Source organism: Rothia sp. HMSC072E10 (assembly GCF_001813965.1).
In the GTDB taxonomy this organism is placed as follows: Bacteria; Actinomycetota; Actinomycetes; order Actinomycetales; family Micrococcaceae; genus Rothia; species Rothia mucilaginosa_A.
This window is the reverse complement of sequence record NZ_KV814489.1, coordinates 111,241-131,712: the sequence shown is the minus strand read 5'-3', so window position 1 is coordinate 131,712 and position 20,472 is coordinate 111,241. Positions and strand designations below refer to the sequence as shown.

Genomic DNA, 20,472 nt, shown 5'->3' with positions numbered 1-20,472 from the left:
GACACTTCTCGAGTGTCCCCGCCCGCTGTTGTACTGGCCCGCTGTTGTGCCGGCCGCTAGGCTTCGGCGACCTGTCGACGAGCCCGCAGGCGCGCCACCAGGCCATAGCGCGGGGCCAACGCGTAGGCAATCGCGAAGAGCAGCCCCTGCGTGACGACCACGGCACCGCCCGGCGAGACGTCCAGGTAGTAGCTGGCGTACAGGCCGGTCAGCGTTCCCGCGAGCGAAACCCCCACGCTCACGCCGAGCATGGGCACGAAGCGGTCGGTGAGCAGGCGCGCCGTGGAGCCGGGGATAACCAGCATCGCCACGACCAGAACCACACCCACGATCTGCAGGGCCACCACGGAGGTGAGCGCCAGCATCACGAGCAGTAGCGCGCCGAGCAGGCGCGGACGCAGGCCAACGGCGCGCGCAAACCCCGGGTCGAAGGCGTACAGCACGAAGTCGCGGCGCTTAATGAGCAGCACGGCCGCCACGAGGACCGCTAGGATGGCGACCTGCGTGACGTCTGCCCAGGACACGCCCAGCACGTTGCCGAAGAGGATGTGGTTCAGGTCGGTATTGGACGGCGTGACCGAAATCAGCACCAGGCCCAGCGCGAAGAGGGTTGTGAACACGATGCCGATGGCGGCGTCCTCGCGCACGCGGCCGCTGTGTTGCACCCCGCCGATGAGGGCCACCGCCACGAGGGCGGCAACCACCGCGCCGACGGCGAAGGGCGCGCCGAAAATGTAGGCGAGCACCACGCCGGGCAGCACCGCGTGGGAGATGGCGTCCCCCATGAGCGACCAGCCGAGCAACACGAGCCAGCAGGAGAGCAGGGCGCAGACGGCGGCGGCGATAATGGTGACGACCACGGCTCGGAGCATGAAGGGCAGGGTGAGCGGTTCCATCAGAAAATCCAGAATGTTCATTCTTAGTTCTTCCCTTCGGGGATGCGGGTCTGAGCGGTCTGCGAAGCCCGGGTAGCCCGGTCTCGCGCGGCACGAGCCCAGGGTGCGGCAGGCACGGAATCCTCGGGCACGGGTTCCTCGGTGGCCGCCGCGGGCGCAGAAGCTGCGGACACGCCGGCATCCACCTCCATGCCGAAGGCGCGCACCAGGTTCTCGGGGGCGAGCACCTTCTCGGGGACGTCGTGCATCAGAATATCGCCGCGCAGCAGTAGCGCCTCGTCGGCAAACTGGCGCAAGCTCGCCAAGTCGTGCGTGGAAACCAGCACGGTTGCGCCCTCGTCGCGCAGCTGCTCGATGACCTGAATCAGCATGGCCTCGCTGCGCTTGTCCACGCCGGCGAAAGGCTCATCCAGCAGCAGCAGGCGGGCGCCCTGGGCGATGGCGCGGGCCACGAAGGCGCGCTTGCGCTGCCCGCCCGAGAGCGCCCCAATCTGACGGTCGGCCAGGTCGGTCAGTTCCACGCGGGCGAGCGCCTCATCCACGGCGGCACGGTCCGCGGCGCGCAGGCGGCGGGTGATGCCGAGGTTGCGGTAACGGCCCATGCTGACGACCTCGCGCACCGAGATGGGGAAGGTCCAGTCAATCTCCTCGCTCTGCGGAACGTAGCTGACGATTCCGGCACGGTGGCGGTGGGCGCGCTTGCCGCCGACGGCCTGCCCGTCCAGGGTGATGGTGCCGGCGTGCGCGGGCACAACCCCCATGATGGCTTTGAAGAGGGTGGATTTGCCGGAGCCGTTCATGCCGATCAGGCCGCAGATACGCCCGGTGTCCAGGGTGAAGGATGCGCCGGTGAGGGCGCGGACTGGCCCGTAGTTCACGTGCACATTTTCGCAGCTGAGAAGAGTGCTCATTCCTTGTGTTCTTTCTGGTGGTCACCGTATGCGTGGGGCGGGTGTACTTGCTTGCGTGTTGGTGAGTGGGTGCTGTGTGAGCGGGTGTTAACGGCGTGGGAGGAGCGGAGCCAAGAAGGCGACCGCCCCTCCTATCCTATCGAGGGTTTGGGGTTTACCCGGGGTTTTCGATACCGGGTTTGGCCCGGGTTTATTCGGGGTTTATGCCGGGTTTAGGAGTTGCCCTTGAGGCCCGCCACGATGGTGCGTGCGTCGTAGCGGATCATGTCCAGGTAGGTGGGCACGGGACCGTTCGAGTCCGATAGGGAGTCCACGTAGAGCACGCCGCCGAATCGGGCGCCGGTCGCGTCGGCCACCTGGCGCATCGGGTTGTCGGAGACGGTGGACTCGCAGAACACGGCAGGAACGTGGTTCTCGCGCACGTAGTCGATGGTGGAGGAAATCTGCGAGGGAGTGGCCTGCTGCTCGGAGTTGACCGCCCAAATGTACTTCTCGTTCAGCCCAGCGTCGGAGGTCAGGTAGGAGAAGGCACCCTCGCAGGTGACGAGCGCGCGCTGGTTCTCCGGCAGGGTGGAAATCTCGCTGACGAGCTCGTCCCGCACCTGCTGCAGCTGCTTCTTGTAGGCTTCGCCGCGGGTCTTGTAGTCGGCGGCGTGGCTCGGGTCGAGGGCGCTAAACTCGCGGACCATGACGTCCACGTACTTCTGCACGTTGCTGGGGCTCATCCAGGCGTGGGGGTTGGGCTTGCCCGCGTAGGCGTCCTCGGTAATGGAGATGGGTGTGACCCCCTCGGAGACGGTCACGTGCTTAGCGTGGGATTCTTCAACGAACTTGGCGAACCAGGATTCGAGGTTCAGGCCGTTGTCGAGCACCAGGTCGGCGGCGTGCGCCTTCTTCAGGTCGGAGGGGGTGGGCTCGTACTCGTGAATCTCTGCGCCGGGCTTGGTGAGGGATTCGACGTTCAGGTCGTCGCCTGCCACGTTGCGGGCGATGTCGGCGAGCACGGTGAAGGTGGTGAGCACGGTCTTCTTGCCGCTGCTGCTCTTAGCGCCGTCGGTGGTGCTGGCGGTGCTACCGCAACCGGTGAGTACGAGTAGCAGGGTGAGTGCGAGGGCGGCGCAGAGCGCCTGGATGAGGCGGCGTGCGTTGCCGCCTGCGGGGGTGAGAGCGTTCATGAGGCATCCTTCATTGGAAGTCACGGGTTTGAGTATGTGGTTGATGCGTTGGGATTTGCCGCGCCGGGACGATAGGGACACGGTGTGTCTGCGCAGGCATCATGATGCGCTTTTGCCTGTCGTCCCGGGCGGAATTTAACAATAGTTCGGCTAGACGAACTTTTCAACTAAGCCACACGGAAACTTTGGGGAGGACTGCGCCCCCGAGACGCAAAACCGCGGGAGGCGGGGGAACGCATCCCCCGCCTCCCGCGGTAAATATCCCGGGTTGAGCACCCGTCAAAGCTATATACTCGGCCTAGTCGGCAATCTCCACGACCACCGGCGTGTGGTCGCTCGCGCCCTCACCGGCGCGTTCCACCCTATCGATCCAGGCGTTCTGCACCCGGGCCGCAAGCTCGGGCGAGAACAGCTGAAAGTCAATGCGCATACCCTCATCCTTGGCGAAGCGACCCGCCTGGTAGTCCCAGTAGGTGTACTCGCCCGGGGTGTGCGGACGCACCACATCCACCATGCCCTCCTTCAGCAGGGCGGCGAAGGCTCGGCGCTCAGGCTCGGAGACGGGGGTCAGCTCGTTATCACGGAAGTAGTCGATGTCCCACACGTCGGCGTCCTCGGGGGCGACGTTCCAGTCACCGACCAGGGCGAGCTGCGACTGTGGGTTGGCGGCCAGCTCGTTGTGCACGTTCTGGTGCAGCGCCTCCATCCAGCGAAGCTTGTAATCCATGTGCGGGTCGGTCAGGCCGCGGCCGTTGGGCACGTACAGGCTCCAGACGCGCACGCCGCCGCAGGTCGCGCCAATCGCGCGCGCCTCCAGCACCTCGGGTTCGCCGGGCTTGCCGAAGTGCGGCTGGTTGTCGAAGCCGCGCTGCACGTCCTCAAGGCCCACGCGGGAGGCGATTGCCACGCCATTCCACTGATTCAGGCCAAAGTGCGCCACCTCGTAACCCATGAACTCGAAGAGGTCGAAGGGGAAGGTCTCGTCCTTGGTCTTGGTCTCCTGCAGGGCGAGCACGTCGACCTCGTGCTCGTCGAGCCAGTCTTCGACGCGGTTTTCGCGGGCGCGGATTGAGTTGATGTTCCAGGTGGCAATCTTCATGCCTTCTAGCTTAGCGGGTGCGGGGAGCTCACCTCACGGGCGGGCGTATCGGAGGCATGCCGGTACACCACCGCCCGCCTGCGCAGCCCGGTGGGTCGCACCGGCGGGCGGGGAATATATGCACTAGTCAGCACTGATTTTAGCCAACGCCAGCCCTAGTTACCGGCGGGCGTTCCGACAACCTTCAGGCCGGCCTTCACGTAGGCCCGAAGCATGTAGAGCGCATCCGAGAAGTACAGCGGATCGCCGGGCTTTACCTTATCCGTCACGCCGTCGCCGTCACGATCGGCCGCCGGGTACTCGCCCAGAGTGCGGGTGAGCCAGCGGCTCTCGGTGGCGAAACGGCTCTTCCGTGCGGCCGCGTCTTCCTTGCGCTGCGCATCGCGCTCAACCAGCTTCGGGCGGCGAATGGTCGCAGCCCCCTCGGGGCTACCCGCCGCACGGTACAGGAACGCGGAGAGGGTGTAGCGGCTGGCGCGGTCGTCGGGGTGGAAGAGGCCGTCGTCCCAGCCAGCGGTGATGCCCGCATCCGCGGCCCAGATGATGGCGGCGTAGTCCGGGTCGCTGGCGGGCACGTCAGCGTAGGGAGAGACGGCCGGAAGGTCCTTCACAGCGGGCGAGCCGGCCATGCGGTAGAGCAGGCGCACCAGCTCGGCGCGGGTGACGGTCGCATCGTGGCGACGACGCACAACGTACTCATCCTCGTCGAGGTAGCCGCGGCAGACGGCCCACACGCCGGGCGTGGGGGACGCATCGCCCACGAGGCGTTCAACGCAGGTGTTGTACTCGGTGTCAGCGTTGTTTCGGGGCGGCTGGACGGCGGCCACCGCGGTCTGGGGGTGGGGCACCACTGCGGATGCGCCCACCGGCAAGGCACCCAGGGCGAGGGCGACGATCAGGGTGAGCACGCGACGCAGGGGTCGTGCGGGTGCAAGGGAGCGTGAGAAAGCCGAAAGCATGGTGCGGTCCTCGTACATTGTGGTTGGAAACCGGCCGGAAGGAACCGGTTAGGTCGGTGCAACACCGAAGGAAGGCACCGGGCCGCCCGCGGCGCGCGAGCGGTTCCGGGCAGGCGACAGCATTAAACCTTCCCTTTTAATAAAGTTAAAGTACATCTCGAAAATTTATTCAAGATGAAATTGAATTCTTAGTGAGTGGTCGCCCCGACGCGCAACCTCTTGGCGCGCGGCTCCCCCGCCCGGGCCCTAGCCGCGCATGACGTTATACGCCTCCACGCGAAGCTGAGCGGGCGTGGAGGTGGTGTGGCGCAGGTCCTCCACCTCAATCACCACGTTCGCGCCCATTTCACCGGTTACGTAGACACGGCGACCCAGCATATTGCCGTCGCCGATGCGGTCGTCCTTGGCGGTGCCTTCGGTGATGCGCAGGTCGTAAATCTTGTTTTCGATGTAGTAGCCGTACAGCGAGGCGGCCTGCTCGGGCGGGTTGTACGAGACGGGGGCGACCATGCGGGTACCGCGGGCGTTGCGGCTGATGTACCAGTTGGCCGCCTCGTCGGCGCGGGCGGCACCGCTGACGGTTCCGGCCCAGCTGGACGCCTCACCCGCGCAGCCGATGAAAACGTTATTGGCCCACTCGACGAGCCAGCCGTGGCCCGCGTTGGAGCGGGCGGTGCAGCCAATGAACATGTTGCGCTCACCCTGCACGATCCAGCCCGCACCGGCGTTGCGGGTGCCGGGTTCGTAGAGGGCGCTCTTTCCGAGGGTGCGGTGGTTGCTATTGCTGGAGCAGTTCTCGAACTTGGACTGGGCCGCGTACACCTCGATACCGGCGTAGGAGCCGCCGCTGAGGTTGGCTTCGGCCACGTCAACGCCGCGTAGCTTGTTGTCGGCCGCGCCGGAGTTCTGGCCTTCGGTACCGCGGCGGCGGTGGCCGACGGGCTTGCCGAGCAACAGGCCCTGGTTGAGGGTGCGGCGCACGGTCACGTCGTCGATTTTCATGCCCTGGTCGTCCAGGCCGAGCACGGCCACACCAATGGCGGTATCCCAGACCTCCACGCCGGCGATGACGGGCACGACGTCCGGCTCGTTGAGCTGATCGCCCGTAAAGTGCGTGTGCATAATGACCCCGGCAACGTGGTCGAGCGGGGTGGTGTGCGCATCCAGCGGGTAGCTGGCGATGGGCGTGTTAGCCGCGTTGGTGCGGATGTGCAGATTGCGCACGCCCATGCGCATGGGCTTGTTCGCGTTGTAGGCACCGTAGACGGGGGTCGTGTAGCTCCCCACGTGGAACACGCCGGTGTACTCGATGTACCCGTCGCTGGTGGTGGGAATGGCTCGGTCGGAGTGGGCGATGACGACGGTCGCGGGGCCCTGCCCGATAACCTCGACACGGTGCTTGATTTCGATGAAGGGGTAGGAAACGCGGTAGATGCCGCGGGGTAGCTCAACGGATCCGCCACCGTGCGAGGCGACGTCGTCGACGGCTCGCTGAATGGCCGCGGTGGAATCCTTGGCACCGGTGGGATCTGCGCCGTAGTTGACGGCGTTAATGCTCATGGGAGTATCAGGCACGTGAGGCTCAATTCTTTCCGGGAAGGGTGTGCCGCGGCCGGTATACGGGCCGCGGTGGGGCGGTTGAATTGAGTGAATAGGGTGCGCGGGCGGTGCGCTGTGCTGAGTGAGTTGAGCGGCGCGGGCCCTTTCGCGCGGGGCGAGAGTGGCTCCTGCTCAAGGGTACCGCATTGTGCCGGCGGAGGCGATGACCGGCACTGTGATGCGCACTCCCCTGCCGTCTCCCCCGCAAAGTGTGGCGGGTCGCGCATGCAACGGGGCGTTTAAACGCCGCGGGGGCGAGGATTTCTCCTCGCCCCCGCGGCGACTGGTGTCGGTTCCGGGCCGCTGCATCAGCCCGGAACTGGTGGTCCGGAAACACCAGAGCGAGCCCGTGCCCCCTCGGGGCGGTCTCGCACGTCGAGGCCATCACTAGCCCATGAACACGCCGTTGCCGCGCTTCTCCAGCTGCTTGGGTGCGAAGGTCGAGTGACGGATGTGATCCACCTCGATGAGCACGTTATCTCCCATCGCGCCGGTCACGTGCACGCGACGGCCCATCATATTGTTCTCGCCCAGGCGGTCATCCTTAGCGGAACCGTTCGTGATGTGCATATCGCGAATGTTGTTCTCAATGTAGAAGCCGTACAGCGAAGCCTTCGCCCAGCTGTAGGGGTTGTGCGCGCGGGGTGCCACGAAGCGGCTACCGCGGGCGTTACGGCCAATGTACCAGTTGGCGGCCTCATCACCTCGAGCAGCACCGGTCACGGCATCCTGGAAGCTGGAAGACTCACCCAGGCAGCCAATGAACTGGTTATTACCCCACTCCACGAGCCAGCCGTGGCCAGCGTTCTCCTGGGCGGTGCAGCCAATGAACATGTTGCGGGTGCCCTGGATGAACCAGCCGGCGCCCACGTGGCGGGTCTTCACCTCGTACAGGGCGTTCTTACCCTGGTTGCGCTTGTTGAACCAGCTGGTCGACAGCTCGAACTTCGACTGGGAGGTGTAAATCTCGATGCCGGCGAAGGTACCGTAGCTCATGTTGGCATCGGAGACATCAATCATGGAGAACTTGTTATCTGCCGCGCCGGGGGTGTCGCCCTCGCGAGCGCGCAGCGGGTGACCCACGGGCTTGCCGACCAGCAGGCCCTGGCGCAGGGTCTGGCGGATGCGGATCTTGTCAATCTTCATGCCCTGGTCGTCCAGGCCCAGGATGGCCACGCCGATGGCGGTGTCCCAAATCTCGATGTTGGACAGGGTGGGCACTGCGTCCGGCTCGCCGGGGTTGGCGTCCGCGATGCGGGTGTGGAAGATGACGCCCGCAACGTTGTCGACGGGCTGGGTGTGCTTCTCCAGGAAGATCTGGTTGCTCTTAGAATTCAGCGGCAGGTTGTACTTGTTGGTGCGGATAAACAGGTCGCGCACGCCCATACGCATGGGCTTGTTCTGGTTGGTGCCACCGCTCATGGGGGTGGTGTAACTACCGGTGTGGAACACGCCGGTACATTCGTAGCTACCGTTCTTGGTGGAGGGGATGCTCTTGTCGGTGAAAGCGACGATGCGGGTTGCCTGACCGTGGCCGAAGATTTCGACGCGGTGCTTCATCTCGATGAAGGGGTAGGAGACTCGGTAGATACCGCCGGGAATCTCGACGGAACCGCCGCCCTGTGCGGCGACGTCATCAACGGCCTTCTGGATAGCGCTGGTGGAGTCTCGTACACCGGTGGGGTCAGCGTTGTACTTGGAATCGCATACGTTCACGCTCATGATGGTAGCCATGATAATGTGTCCTCGTTTCTGGGGTGGATGCACTACAGCGACGAGCACGCAGGATAGCCGGAGCTATAGCTGCGCGTGGTGAAGCTGAGTTATCCAGTTGTGTCTGAGTGAATGTTTGGGAGCGTCTGCCGGTGCGAGGGAGTGAATCTCTTCCGGTCATCGCGCGGTCGGGGAGTGAATCCGCCGTGGCGAGTGCTCCGGGCCGGTTGAGGGAGTGAATCTCTACCGTGCCCATGTGACGTAGCGTCAGTAAATATTCGCAGGTGGAACCCGGTTTCGCTGAAGCTACAGTGAAATATTCTAAAGCACCATTTGGCTAATGCGAACCCCCAACACCGGATAGTGTTCAGGGTCTCCGAGGGGAATTTTGGGCCAAATACCCTGCAAACCCCACAGAAAATCAACTGACCAGCACAAACACCACATATTGCACATAAATGCACTATTCGGTTATTTTTAAAAAATTTCGTCATGTTCCCTCCTCGTGAACGCCCCGCACGCTATCCGAGAGGGTAGCGGACGACCGCGTGCAGGGGACGCCGGCTACTTCTTCGAAGCCTCCAGCGCGGCCGCCGCGCCCACCACATCCAGGCGCGCGTAACGCCCCGCAAGCCAGGTGCAAATCATCAGCTGAACCTGATGGAAAATCATGATCGGCAGCATCATCAGGCCCAGCGACCCGGCACCGAAAATAATGATGGCCATGGGCAGGCCGGCCGCCAGCGACTTCTTCGAACCGCAGAACTGAATCGTGATGCGGTCGGCACGGTTGAACCCCAGGCGCTTAGCCAGCTGGTCGGTCAGCCACAGCATGAACACCACAATGATTGCCATGAGCACGATGAGCACCACGATCTGCCACCAGGCCACGCGCGTCCACACGCCCTGCACCACCGAAGCGGAGAACGCCGAATACACGATCATCATGACCGAGAACTTATCCAGCCACTTGGTCGTCGGCTTCTTGGCGAACTCCCCCACCCAGCGGCGCGTGAGCTGACCGAGCACGAACGGCAGGAACAGCTGAATGGCGATGTCCAGGAAGACCGTTCCGGAGAACTCAATATGGCCCGTGTTCATCAGCAGCATGGCGAGCAGCGGGGTCGCCACCACACCCACAATCGAAGAGAGGGAGGCGCTCACAATCGCCGCCGCCACGTTACCGCCCGCAATCGAGGTGAACGCAATCGATGCCTGCACGGTCGAGGGCACAAAGGTCAAGAACAGAATACCCATGTACAGCCCATCACCGAGCACAAAACGCAGTGGTGAAAGCGCCAAACCGACCAGCGGGAACAGCACGAACGTGCAGCTCAAAATCATCAGGTGCAGGCGCCAGTGGGTCAGGCCGCGAATGGCCTCCGCGGTGGAGAGGCGAGCGCCGTACAGGTAGAACAGCAGGGCAACCGCGAACTTCGTTCCGGTGCTGAACCAGTCGGCGAAGTCGCCGCGCGCCGGCACGATAATGGCCAGAATAACGGCGGTGATGAGCATGGTCAGCAGCGGGTCAAGCTTGATGGAGCGCAGTGATGAGAGCATAGCCCCTATTCTATGACCTGCGGTTAAAGAGCTGAACCCGCCGGGGGCACCTCTCACGATAAGGTGCCCCCGGCGGGTTCTTGAGCCTTTAGCGCCCGCGGACGCGTTCACGGCTTAGCGGGCTACTTGTTGCCGGGGTCGAAGCCGTAACCGCCCTCGCCGGAGGGGCCGGCGTCGGGTCGGTTGGAGCCGGGCTGGGAGCCGGGCTGCTCAGGGGCCGAGCCGAACGGGCCGGACTGAGAAGCAGGCGGGGAAGCGGGCTGGGCGCCGGACTGATCCGGGGTTCCGGACTGCTGGCCAGGCTGCTGGCCGGGCTGACCGAAGCCGGAGGCCGCCTGCTGGCCGAAGCCGGACGCACCCGCGGCGGGTGCACCGCCGGCGGCCGCGTACGCATCCCAACGCTGAGCGTGGAACGCGCGAGCCTGCTCGGTCTGCCATCCGCTGAACAGGGCCGTGTTCTCGGGGTATGCGAGGTCCTCCTCGGGCTTCTGTACCACGTCCACGGTCTCGAGGTTGTGGGGTTCCCAGGTCTTCTGGTTTTCCTGCATGAACTCGGTGGACTGAATCGGGTCGGGCCACATGCCAACGGGCTCCGAAGCGGGAACCAGCACGGGCACGCGCGGGGTGCCGTTGTCCGTGGGGTTCTCGGTCGGGCGCCAGAAGAGGCGGCCCGGCTGGGTGCGGTCACGCAGGGCGTGGGCACGCCAGGTGATCACGGGGTGGCTCATCAGCAGGTTCACGTACCAGACGGCCAGGCCGCGGTCGGTGACGGCGCGGTCGGCCAGCTCGTCGAAGTTGACCTGCTTATTCAGGTACTTACCGGCGGCCATGACCTTGATGGCACCCTCGGCACCCTCGGGGCAGAAACGGTAGCCGAAGTTATCGGCGGTGTACTCCTGAGCGCGGGACAGCGCGCTGGACAGCATGGGGATGCGGCTGAAGAGCGTGGTGAAAATCAGACGGAAGTAGCTGACGTGACCGGCCGCGATGTGGCCCACCTCGTGACCGATGATGAAGCGCAGGGCCTGCGGGTCACGGGACTTACCGCCGATTTCGAACAGATCGGAGTAGATGCAGATAAAGCGGCGGAAGCCGTGACCCGATGCGAAGGCGTTGATGGTGCCGTTACCGCTGATAACGTACGCGTCGGGTACGCGGCGCAGGCCGGCTGCCTCGGCTGCCTCGGCGAGCATCTGGTACGCCTCGGGGAACTGGGTCGGGGTGATGCGCACGCCGGTCACACGCTGCTGGGCGTAGAAGAGGGCACGAACGATGAAGAGCACGAGAGGGCCCAGAACCAGCATGGACACGGCCTGCATGACGATGTCCTGCACGCTGCTTGCCACGCGGCTGCTTGTGCCGCCGGTGTAGTCGCCCGAACCGGACGAGAAGAGCCACTGGCCCATGCGGCCAAACAGCGTAATGATCGACATGAACAGCACGACGTAGCCGGCCGCGGTGACCGCGTAGGCGGCGACCAGCCACGGGATTTCGGCGGGGTGACGCAGCGCGTGCAACACCTTCGTCGGCAGTATGGACTGGTAGGCAAAGAACCTGGGTTCCGGAAGGGGGCTCACCGGCTTCTGACGCTTATCTTCGGGCAGCCAACCCGCGGAGAGGTCCTGCGGAAGGGGCGTGCCCTGCGGGGCGGGGCGCCCCTGGGGGCCGGGCTGGGCGTTGAACTGCCCGCCGGGCTGGTGGTTTTCAGGAGGTTGAGTCATATCTCGTCCACTTCGTATCGAGTGTTGTCTGACTCCACTCTATCGGGTTTGGGCACGTACTAGTGAATGTGAATACGTTTTTTCTCATAGAATGCCCACCACCTCTCGCCTTTCCCGCAATAGCCCACCAAGAGATGCACTGCTTGGTTTTTCTCCCTATGGATGCATGCAGAGGGGCCGGTTCCGCACACGTGGCGCGGCCCGGCCCCTCCAAAAAGCTGACAGAAGAATAGCGTCTACTTATTAGAGACATCACTCCCTAATACACTAAAAATCCATCAACTTCATACTCAAATAAACATCACAAATATATAAATCTCAATCCAAGATTGAAATAGGTTGAATGGGTCACTACTCCATTCAGACCTAATGCAAGCTGATATTAAACAGCTGCCGAAAGATAAGTGACAGTACCCCAGGGGGAAGTCACAATAACGCGGTACTGCACCGGAATGACCTTTGCCGACTGATGCGCGGGGTCACCGTAGGTGTGCTTACGCAGGTAGGTCATGTACGACACAACGTCTTGACCAGCATTGGGGTGGGTAATGTTAGCCATCACCTGAATGTCCCAGGACCAGCCGTCGCGGCCTTCAGCAGTCGTGTAGTGCTTACCGTATGCGTAAGTCCACAGGGGGCTGTTTTCCTTGGGAGGACGGGGACCATCCGGGAAGTGCAGGTAGTTGTACTTACCGTGAGCGATGTAGGTAGAACGGCTACCCTTGTAGTTGTCGTTGAGGCGAACAACCGGGGGGTTTGCGCCCTTGCCCTTGTAGCCTTCGGCGTAGTACATGTTGTTCTTGCGGTTTGCGTCAGACTCACCGAATGCGAAACGGTCCGCACCGGTGGGGGTCGGTGCATAGGAGACGTCACCTGCAACGTTCTCAACACGAACGTTGATGATAACGCCGCCACCAACGCCACCAACGCCGTCCTTGGAATCGTAGTCGGGGGTGTCCTTGCCGTTCGGGGGGTAAATCGGCGGGAAGTCGGTTACGCCTTCAAAGCGGCCCCAGGGATAGGCAAGCTTATGCTCGGAGGTGGTGTTGTCGATGAAGTAGGTCTGCGGCTGGGGGCTGCAGTTGGAAGTAGGCATAACTGCCCACTCGTACTCCTCGTTGACGGTGCCCTTGTAGCGACGACGTTCCGCACGTTCGCCCCAGGGCACGGATACGATGGTGCCGTATTCGCAAGGGTTCTTGGATGCTGCGTAGGCGGGCACCACTGCGGTTGCTGCCACAACAGGAGCTGCCCACGCTACACCCTTAACCAGGGAACGACGACCCATCGGCTTTCCACTCTGCTCGGAGTGGCTCTTAGTCGAGTGAATATCCATTACCAAATCTCTCTCAATTGGAATGAGTTTTGTACATTGATCCACTTTATTTCTGTATATAAAATACAAAAAATAAAAGTTATCGCAGTATGTGTTTAAACGTATACTTCAGAGTGTGCTCCCAGAATTCTTGTGCGGCTATAAATCCGCTTCAGTTCTTTTCGATGAACACTCGTTATATGAAAGCATAAAAATTTACATTCGTTGCTTCACAGCATGCAATAACTTGGATTGACAAAAATTTTTCTAGCAGCATTAACCTAGAATCATCAACCTTTTTTCACCTTCAACCTCAACTGCCATCAATGTTGGGATATTGCGAATCGACACACTCGACCCCCCCCTTGCACAACTTTCCCAAGCAAGCAATAAATTTACACTTTATGTAGCATCTAAACCCACACTTTTAACTAACTTTCATTCTTGTTTTCTAAGTGACAGATGATATACATGCAATACATACCACATTGCCGCAATATTGCATTGTAAAGTAAGTTGAATCACATACATTCATGCTAATGGATGCCCACAAAACAAGTCCGCCGTGGCACCCATACGGAATGGGCGCCACGGCGGATAACTTTACGCTCAGCCGCCTACACGGCGGGGTGCGTGAGGTTTAGAGGCTCTTGACGAGCTCCTCGGTTGCCTCGGCGATAGCCTTCTCCTCGTTGGTGGGGATGACCAGCACCTTGATAGCGGAATCCTCGGTGGAAATCACGCGAGGCTCGGGGGAACGCTTAGCGTTCTCTTCCTCGTTGTACTTGATGCCCAGAGGGCCGAGGCGGTCCAGGACCAGCTTGCGGAAGTCGCCGGAGTTCTCGCCGATACCTGCAGTGAAGATCAGAGCCTGTGCGCCACCAACAACCAGGTTGTAGCCACCGATGTACTTCATCAGGCGGTAGGAGGTCATGTCCAGTGCGAGCTGTGCACGCTCGTCGCCGGACTGTGCAGCCTCAACGACCTTACGCATGTCGTTGGAGCCAGCCAGTGCGAGCAGGCCGGACTCCTTGTTCAGGATGGTGTCCAGGCGTGCACCGTCAATGCCCTCACGGGACAGGATGGTGGTCAGTGCGGAGGGGTCGATGTCGCCGGAGCGGGTACCCATGATCAGGCCGGCCAGCGGGGTGTAGCCCATGGAGGTGTCGACGGACTTGCCGTCCTTCACCGCGGTCACGGATGCGCCGTTACCGAGGTGAGCAACGATGCCGTTGAACTCGTTGCGGGCGATGCCGAGCATGTCGGCTGCAACGTGGGAGACGTACTCGTGGCTGGTGCCGTGGAAGCCGTAGCGGCGGATGCTGTACTTGTCAGCCAGGTCGTAGGGGATTGCGTAGCGCCATGCTTCTTCGGGCATGGTGGAGTGGAACGCGGTGTCGAAGATAGCGACCTGCGGCAGGGAGGGCCACTTGTGCATTGCGGCGCGCATACCCTGAGCGTGTGCGGGGTTGTGCAGCGGTGCCAGCGGGGAGAGGTCGTCGATCTGCTGGACAACTTCCTCGGTGAGCAGGGTGGGGTGGGTAAACTTCTCCGCACCCTGCACCACGCGGTGACCGACTGCCTGCAGCTCGCGGCCTGCCAGGACGGGCTCAAGCTTCTCGGACATGATGTCGAATGCGACCTCGTGGTTGGGCACGTCGGTGCCGATGTTTTCAACCAGGCCGGAGGTCAGCATCTGCTCTGCTTCGGGGAGGGAGGTGTCACGCACCTGGTACTTCAGGGAGGAAGAACCAGCGTTCACAACAAGAATAAGCATGAAAGTGTCTCTTTCGTAGTTTTCTTTTCGTTCCATTCTCGCACTTTTCGAGCCTGCGTGCGAGACGGCCCCGACCGTATTTTTAACGGGGGTTTTTACTAGGGGCAGCTTTGGGGCAGGAGGCGCGGGATTGGTGGGGTGTCAGAAGCTACCGGAGGATTAGCAACCAGGCACATGCCAGTTCATTTCTGCAAGCACGCAGAATGAGGAGCACGAACCCGGCACCTCTCTATTTATCCCCGCTCATGCAGGGAACCCTTCATGGGGTACTTCCTTTCGGTACGTGTCGTGGGCTCACCCCCGCACATACGGGGAACACACTCAGCCACAAGTCGCAATACCCAGCCAAAGACCAAAATTATTCAGTTTCCACACGTATACATAAATAAAGGGGATGAGTAGACGATTACTCGCCTACGGTGACCCGCCGCCAGTGGCGGCAGGCCTTGACGCATCCAACGCCACATCCCCCAACACCACCGAACCGGCAGCATCAGAGCCTGCGGCTCCGCGTCCGTTTAGACTCTCCCCCGTGCCGGGGGCGAGTTGCGCCTCATACATCCGCACAGCCTCCGCACGGATATTACGTGCCGCATTCACGTCACGATCAATCCGCACACCACAGGCCGCGCACTCAAAGACACGCACGTGGAGTCCGAGCTTGGTTTTCGCTCGTGCTCCGCAGGCGCTACACGTCTGAGAGGATGCAAAGAAGCGGTCAATAATCTGTACCTGCGAGCCGTACCAGCTGGCTTTGTATTCCAGCTGGCGGCGCAACGTACCAAAAGCGGCGTCCAGAATGGACCGGTTCAACCCGGCCTTCTGGCGCACACGCTTACCCGGTGCCTCAACGGTACCGGCAGCTGAGGCGGTCATACCCGCCACAGCCAAGTCTTCAAGCCCGATGAGGGTGTACCCGGTGGCCAGGCGCTTAGAGACCTGATGTAGACCGGATTCACGGCGCAAGGCTACCAGGTGGTGGTGCCGTGCAATCTGCCGCACAATGCGGGCACGACGATTAGAGCCCTTCTGGGCACGCGAGAGGGCACGCTGCAGACGCACCAGGCGCTTCTCAGCGGCACGTGCCCAGCGGGGGTTAGCCAAGGTAGGAGCACCGTTATCGGTGAACTCCAAGGAGGGGTACTGCGCGAAACGCTGCGGGGCCTGCTCGTCAGAGAGCGCGGCGAGGTATCGCACGCCCAAATCTACACCGACAGCACCAGCGGAACGCTGGGCACGGGTAGGGGTCACCGGGGTGCGGGACAGCTTAACAAGGATAGAAACATACCACCGGTCAGCAGCACGGGAGACAGTAAATGATTTGACATCAGCACCAGCACGCACAGCCTTCACTAGGGGCTTCGTGGTGTTATGAGTACGAATAACGCCCAAGGATGCCAGGCGCACGTGGCGGTAGTCCTCAATAGTCGGGGTGGTCTTAACTCCACGGCGCTTCAGCTGTGCCGTGCGACGTACATATTCAGGTGTGCCCCTCTTGTAGGGGGTGCCGTAGCCTCCAACTTCGTCATTACGTGGGTCGCGGTCGACAGTAAAAGAGTCACGGCTGATGCCCTTACGTTTGAAACGTGGAACACCCATTCGGGGGCCAGCACGCAGGCCTTTGAGGGATTCAAAATAGTTGCCCCACGCTGCATGGGCATTCTTTATCCCGGAGACTAGAACACGTCGGTCGATGGTGTGCATCCATGGCTCAGAAGACCGTTCAGTTTCAGGCCAAACCACGGCGGGGTCAGCGCCGTCAGCAATAGCCTGAGCAGCAGCCTTATGACGCTGTCTCTCAGGGGTTAGGTATCGCTTTCCGTATTCAAAATGACCGATGTACTTATAAGCAGGGTTCTCTTCTTTGATGTCATCAAGCTCAGCCTTAGCAATAGCCTCAGTAGCACCTTCAGAAATGCGGGTATCCACGTATTCTGCGCAGGCGCGAGAAACCTTACGGTTATGGTCGGTGAACAGGTTGTACGTATAGCGCGCTGCGCCTGCGCACTGTGCCAGGGCGATTTTTTGTGCCTGATTGGGGTCGAGGCGGAATTTATAGGCACGGTACAGGGCACCATCGTCGGTGCTGGTTTTCTTTGCCATTGCCTTTCCTCCTCTTCTACGAGCTATAGAGATTATCTGCTTGGAAGTCTCTTATAAGGACCATAGGGGATACCCCTGACAAGATAAGGGGGTATTTTGGGATACCCGAGAATATTCTGAAAATAAATCCCCCCAGACACAGAACCGATACGTGATATTCTTGCCGGTTCACAGCGTCTAGAAGGGAGAACTGCACCAGGGTGGACGGCGAGAAAAATAGTGTAAAAAATCGCCAATTTTTTCACTATCCCCTCTGATTTTCAGGAAATAGTGAAAAAATCGGCGATTTTTTTCATAATCCAGGTCACATATAGGTGTTTCGGGGGTGGTGCCAGCCTCTCCCCCAGCACCTTCACCACGCCCGCTAGAGCACCTCGGGGTGGACCGCCACCTCACGGGGGCGGACATCCGCGCTTTAATGCCCTCATCGGGCATCTGCCCGAGGTGTTTTAGCGCCCTGACTAGGCGTCACGCGGCACAGTGATGATGCCGAACAGCTGATGCAGCTCCTCCGGATGCACCTCAAAATACCCGCGATCCGGGCCGCTAAACATCGAACTCTGGTGCCAGCCGCGAAGGCCAGCACGCGCATAATCAAACCGGAAATTACTACGCGCCGCCAGGTGATCCATAAAAATACGGGTCGCACGACCATTACCCTCACGGAAAGGGTGCGCATGGTTCAGATGCGCGAAAATCGCGGCGGCAACCTCCACAAATTCCTGCTGGTTCAGGCTCGCCCAGTCCGTCGCACGGCTAGTGGCGAAAACGTAGTCGAGGTACCGGTCAATACTCAAGGGCCCGTCCTGAACGCTCGCGAAAGCACTCACACCCTTGGACATGTCCACGGTGCGGTACTCCCCCGCCCAGTCGTACACGTCCTGGAAGAGGTAGCGGTGAATAGCCTTGAAGTGCTCGGCGTCGAAGGTGTGGGCGATGAGCTCGGGGTTCTTGGTGAGCTCGTAGCCTCGTCGGGTGACGATGCGGTGCTCAAAGAGCGAAAGCGCCGCGGGGTCCTTGATGCCCGGCTTGTTCCGCATGATGTGCTGGTAGGGTTCGGGGTAGAAGTACGCCTCCCAGTTCTGCTGCTGGCTCATGGCTATTCGCCCTCCTCTGCACTCTGCTGACCCGCGTTTTGGCTGCCCGCGTTTTGGCTTGTCAGCGTCTGGTAGGCGAGCGCCTTCGCTAGTGCTTGCCGGTCGTATTCTTCCGCAGTGATGCGCCCCAGCTCGTAGTCGATGAGTAGCGTGACGTCTTCGCGGGTGGGGTTGTCGCCCTCAAGCCAGGATGAGGCGAGGGGCTGAACCACATTGCGGCGCTGCTCTTCGGTGAGCGACTCAAATAGTTCGGGGTAGCGCAGGTGCAGGTCAAAACGATCTGACACTGTATGTTCCTTTCTTGACCTTCGCAGGTCGGCCTCACGGTTGGGCCGTGAGGGTGGGAGGGCACGATTAGCTGATGTGCAGGCCGTATCTCGGTTCGTCGAGCAACACCTTTGAACCGGCACGCCAGTACACCGGTTCGTACCAGCGGGTGTTGTCGAAGACCTGCAGGATGTCCACAGAGGAGGCGAGCGCCTGCAGGTTCGCGTGGGAGCTGTCGTAGCGGCGGCGGATATCTGCCTCGTCAACACCGTGGCCGCCCTTGGCGACTCGGGCGGCGACCCGGTCCACGGCGGTGTCGGCGCTGTTGAGCGTCACGTACAGTAGGGTCACCTCGTACCCTTGGGCGTGGGCGCGGTCGATGAGGTTCTGGAAGGATTTGGCGTTACCCGCCAGGGTGGTTTCCTGGTGGATGGACTCGCCGGCCGCGAGCGCTTGGTGCAGGTCCTGCACAGTGTCTCGCATGGCGCGGGCGGCGTCGGCGGGGTTGCGCCAGTCGCCTCCTGCGGCGCGGAGTTTCTCGTCGGCATTGAGGCGGCGGGTGGCACCGAAAATCTGCGGGTCGGTGCGGTAGAGGGTGCTCTTACCGGCTCCGTTGACCCCGCCGATGATGATGTATTGGGGCTTCATGTGCGGCTCCTTAGACTGCCTAAACGGCTTAGACGACGAAGTTCTCGTCGGCGAGAACAATGCGCTGCTTCTGCTGCAGAGAGTAGGTCTGCAGGGCGAGGTAGAAGCGGCGTTTTTCTTCGTCTTCTTCGGCTTCGATGAGCGGGGTGAAGACCTCTGAGCTGTTGTCTACGAGGTACTTGTGGAGCGCCTCAAAGTCGGGGGTGCTGTCTTCCATGGTTATCCCCTTTCCGGAAGGTAGTTGACGGGCTGGTATCGCTCGGTTACGTTGGCGGTTGCGCCGGGTTCGGTGGAAGAGTTCACTTCTTGTGCCCTCTGCTTCCCGATGGCGCGGGCGGCGGCCCCACTCACCAATTTTCTTGTGGGGCACCTCGTATATTCCAGCCTAACCCAGGTGCCGAAAACAGGCACCGCCCACGGTCATTCTGGGGAGGGTGCCGCCCGGCGTGACAAACCTCTGGATACTGGTTTCCGACGGATGGTAGTCTGATGGTGCATCAAAAACCTGAAGGCGGCACTAGTGACCCCGAGTTGCTAGGTTGGATGGATGGGCCCTCCTGGGTTGCAGGTGGTGAAATATATAGAAGCCACCACGCTGTCAGACAGGGATTTTGCCTCAGAAAGGCGCGCCCCACGGGGTGCGCCTTTTGCCGTGTTCTACGCTCTCTTCATGAGAGAACGACCGTTCACTCAGCGCCCTAGCGGCAGGCGTGATAGGGTAAATCTGACACCTGTACCGAGGCGCTGACAGTCCATTCGGAATCATCAATTCCTACCGTGGATTGGCACGCGGAGCCTCGCGCCGTCTTCACTCACTCCACACTCTACGAAAGCAGCCCCCGCACCAAGGGGCCGGGCCACGCCACGTTCCCACCGCTGGGAGCGCAAAGATTGGAGACACGTTGCAGCAAACACCCCATTCGAGCATCCCACGCGGAGTTTACGTCTTCCTCTACATCCTCGGCCTCATCGTCCTCGCCATCTTGCTGTTCATGGTGCCGCGAGGCGGGGCCTCCCCGGTCGAGCATCTAGGCTCCCCCAATCAGGCTGCGGCCGAACCCGGAACCTGCGGGGCCGGCGCATCCGCAGACAAGACCGTTCTGAAGACCGCACCGACGGACACCCAGTGGGTGACCACCGAATCGGGATGGATAGGCCCCATCTCGCAGACCGCGGGCCCCGTCGTGGAATCCCCGATTCGTAGCTGTTTTGAGCACTCGGCGCAGGGTGCCCTGTACGCATCCGCGTGGGCACTCATCCACGTCAATGACAGCCCGGAGGCGTACCTGCCGACCGTCATCGGCCCCGGCGCGGAGCAAATCACCAAGGACCGCCTGCAGGACACGACGACCCGCACCGTCGTACGCATCATGGGGTACCGTTACATGTCGTACACCCCGGAACGCGCCGTCATCCGTATTCTTTTCCAAACCCCGTCAGGCACCTACCGTTACTTTGAGACGACCATGGAGTGGCACAACGGCGACTGGGCCCTGTGGGTACCCGCCGAGCAGCCGCAGGTGACCGACGAATTCGCCAAGGACAAGTACGTCACCTGGACGGCCGCGTAGGTTCCTCACGTTCGCCGCACCGCACGAGTAGCACGCAGATACACACTTTTACACTACGAAA

At 61.5% G+C, this 20,472-nt stretch carries 17 protein-coding genes; 1 reads left to right on the top strand and 16 read right to left on the bottom strand.

The window, feature by feature from the left end:
- Positions 1–56: 56 nt before the first annotated feature.
- From HMPREF2944_RS04635 to HMPREF2944_RS04560, 16 genes are all read right to left on the bottom strand, one after another.
- Positions 57–917, bottom strand: a complete 861-nt coding sequence (locus HMPREF2944_RS04635; RefSeq protein WP_070680986.1) for a metal ABC transporter permease — start codon at positions 915–917, stop codon at positions 57–59.
- Positions 918–919: 2 nt separating this feature from the next.
- A complete protein-coding gene (locus HMPREF2944_RS04630; RefSeq protein ID WP_246826260.1) occupies positions 920–1,807 on the bottom strand; it encodes a metal ABC transporter ATP-binding protein in 888 nt (295 codons plus the stop codon).
- A gap of 212 nt (positions 1,808–2,019) precedes the next feature.
- Positions 2,020–2,982: a metal ABC transporter substrate-binding protein gene (locus HMPREF2944_RS04625; RefSeq protein ID WP_070680983.1), complete on the bottom strand. Its 963-nt coding sequence runs from the start codon at positions 2,980–2,982 to the stop codon at positions 2,020–2,022.
- Positions 2,983–3,280: 298 nt separating this feature from the next.
- A complete protein-coding gene (locus HMPREF2944_RS04620; RefSeq protein ID WP_070680980.1) occupies positions 3,281–4,081 on the bottom strand; it encodes an exodeoxyribonuclease III in 801 nt (266 codons plus the stop codon).
- 155 nt (positions 4,082–4,236) lie between these two features.
- Positions 4,237–5,040, bottom strand: coding sequence for an S-layer homology domain-containing protein (locus HMPREF2944_RS04615; RefSeq protein WP_070680978.1), 804 nt, complete (start codon positions 5,038–5,040; stop codon positions 4,237–4,239).
- 246 nt (positions 5,041–5,286) lie between these two features.
- Positions 5,287–6,615 (bottom strand): glycosyl hydrolase family 28-related protein, encoded by a 1,329-nt coding sequence (locus HMPREF2944_RS04610; RefSeq protein ID WP_070680975.1) that lies wholly within the window; start codon positions 6,613–6,615, stop codon positions 5,287–5,289.
- A gap of 411 nt (positions 6,616–7,026) precedes the next feature.
- A complete protein-coding gene (locus tag HMPREF2944_RS04605; RefSeq protein ID WP_070680972.1) occupies positions 7,027–8,373 on the bottom strand; it encodes a glycosyl hydrolase family 28-related protein in 1,347 nt (448 codons plus the stop codon).
- Between the two features lie 543 nt (positions 8,374–8,916).
- Entirely contained in the window at positions 8,917–9,912 is a 996-nt protein-coding gene (locus tag HMPREF2944_RS04600) for a bile acid:sodium symporter family protein (protein ID WP_049345995.1), read from the bottom strand.
- 122 nt (positions 9,913–10,034) lie between these two features.
- Entirely contained in the window at positions 10,035–11,633 is a 1,599-nt protein-coding gene (locus HMPREF2944_RS04595; RefSeq protein ID WP_070680969.1) for a M48 family metallopeptidase, read from the bottom strand.
- Positions 11,634–12,015: 382 nt separating this feature from the next.
- Entirely contained in the window at positions 12,016–12,969 is a 954-nt protein-coding gene (locus HMPREF2944_RS09385) for a hypothetical protein (RefSeq protein WP_070680966.1), read from the bottom strand.
- Between the two features lie 619 nt (positions 12,970–13,588).
- Positions 13,589–14,725, bottom strand: a complete 1,137-nt coding sequence (locus HMPREF2944_RS04585; protein ID WP_070680963.1) for an acetate/propionate family kinase — start codon at positions 14,723–14,725, stop codon at positions 13,589–13,591.
- Between the two features lie 414 nt (positions 14,726–15,139).
- Complete coding sequence (locus HMPREF2944_RS04580) at positions 15,140–16,828, bottom strand: RNA-guided endonuclease InsQ/TnpB family protein (protein ID WP_070680961.1); 1,689 nt, start codon at positions 16,826–16,828, stop codon at positions 15,140–15,142.
- Between the two features lie 461 nt (positions 16,829–17,289).
- Positions 17,290–17,925, bottom strand: coding sequence for a Fic/DOC family protein (locus HMPREF2944_RS04575; protein WP_070680958.1), 636 nt, complete (start codon positions 17,923–17,925; stop codon positions 17,290–17,292).
- A gap of 2 nt (positions 17,926–17,927) precedes the next feature.
- A complete protein-coding gene (locus tag HMPREF2944_RS04570; protein ID WP_070680955.1) occupies positions 17,928–18,212 on the bottom strand; it encodes an antitoxin VbhA family protein in 285 nt (94 codons plus the stop codon).
- 67 nt (positions 18,213–18,279) lie between these two features.
- Positions 18,280–18,840 (bottom strand): ATPase, encoded by a 561-nt coding sequence (locus HMPREF2944_RS04565; RefSeq protein WP_070680952.1) that lies wholly within the window; start codon positions 18,838–18,840, stop codon positions 18,280–18,282.
- Between the two features lie 28 nt (positions 18,841–18,868).
- On the bottom strand, positions 18,869–19,057 hold the full coding sequence (locus HMPREF2944_RS04560; protein ID WP_070680949.1) for a transcriptional regulator: 189 nt from the start codon (positions 19,055–19,057) through the stop codon (positions 18,869–18,871).
- 685 nt (positions 19,058–19,742) lie between these two features.
- Here HMPREF2944_RS04560 and HMPREF2944_RS04555 point away from each other — a divergent pair.
- Positions 19,743–20,411, top strand: a complete 669-nt coding sequence (locus tag HMPREF2944_RS04555) for a DUF8175 domain-containg protein (protein WP_070680947.1) — start codon at positions 19,743–19,745, stop codon at positions 20,409–20,411.
- The last annotated feature ends 61 nt before the right edge of the window (positions 20,412–20,472 follow it).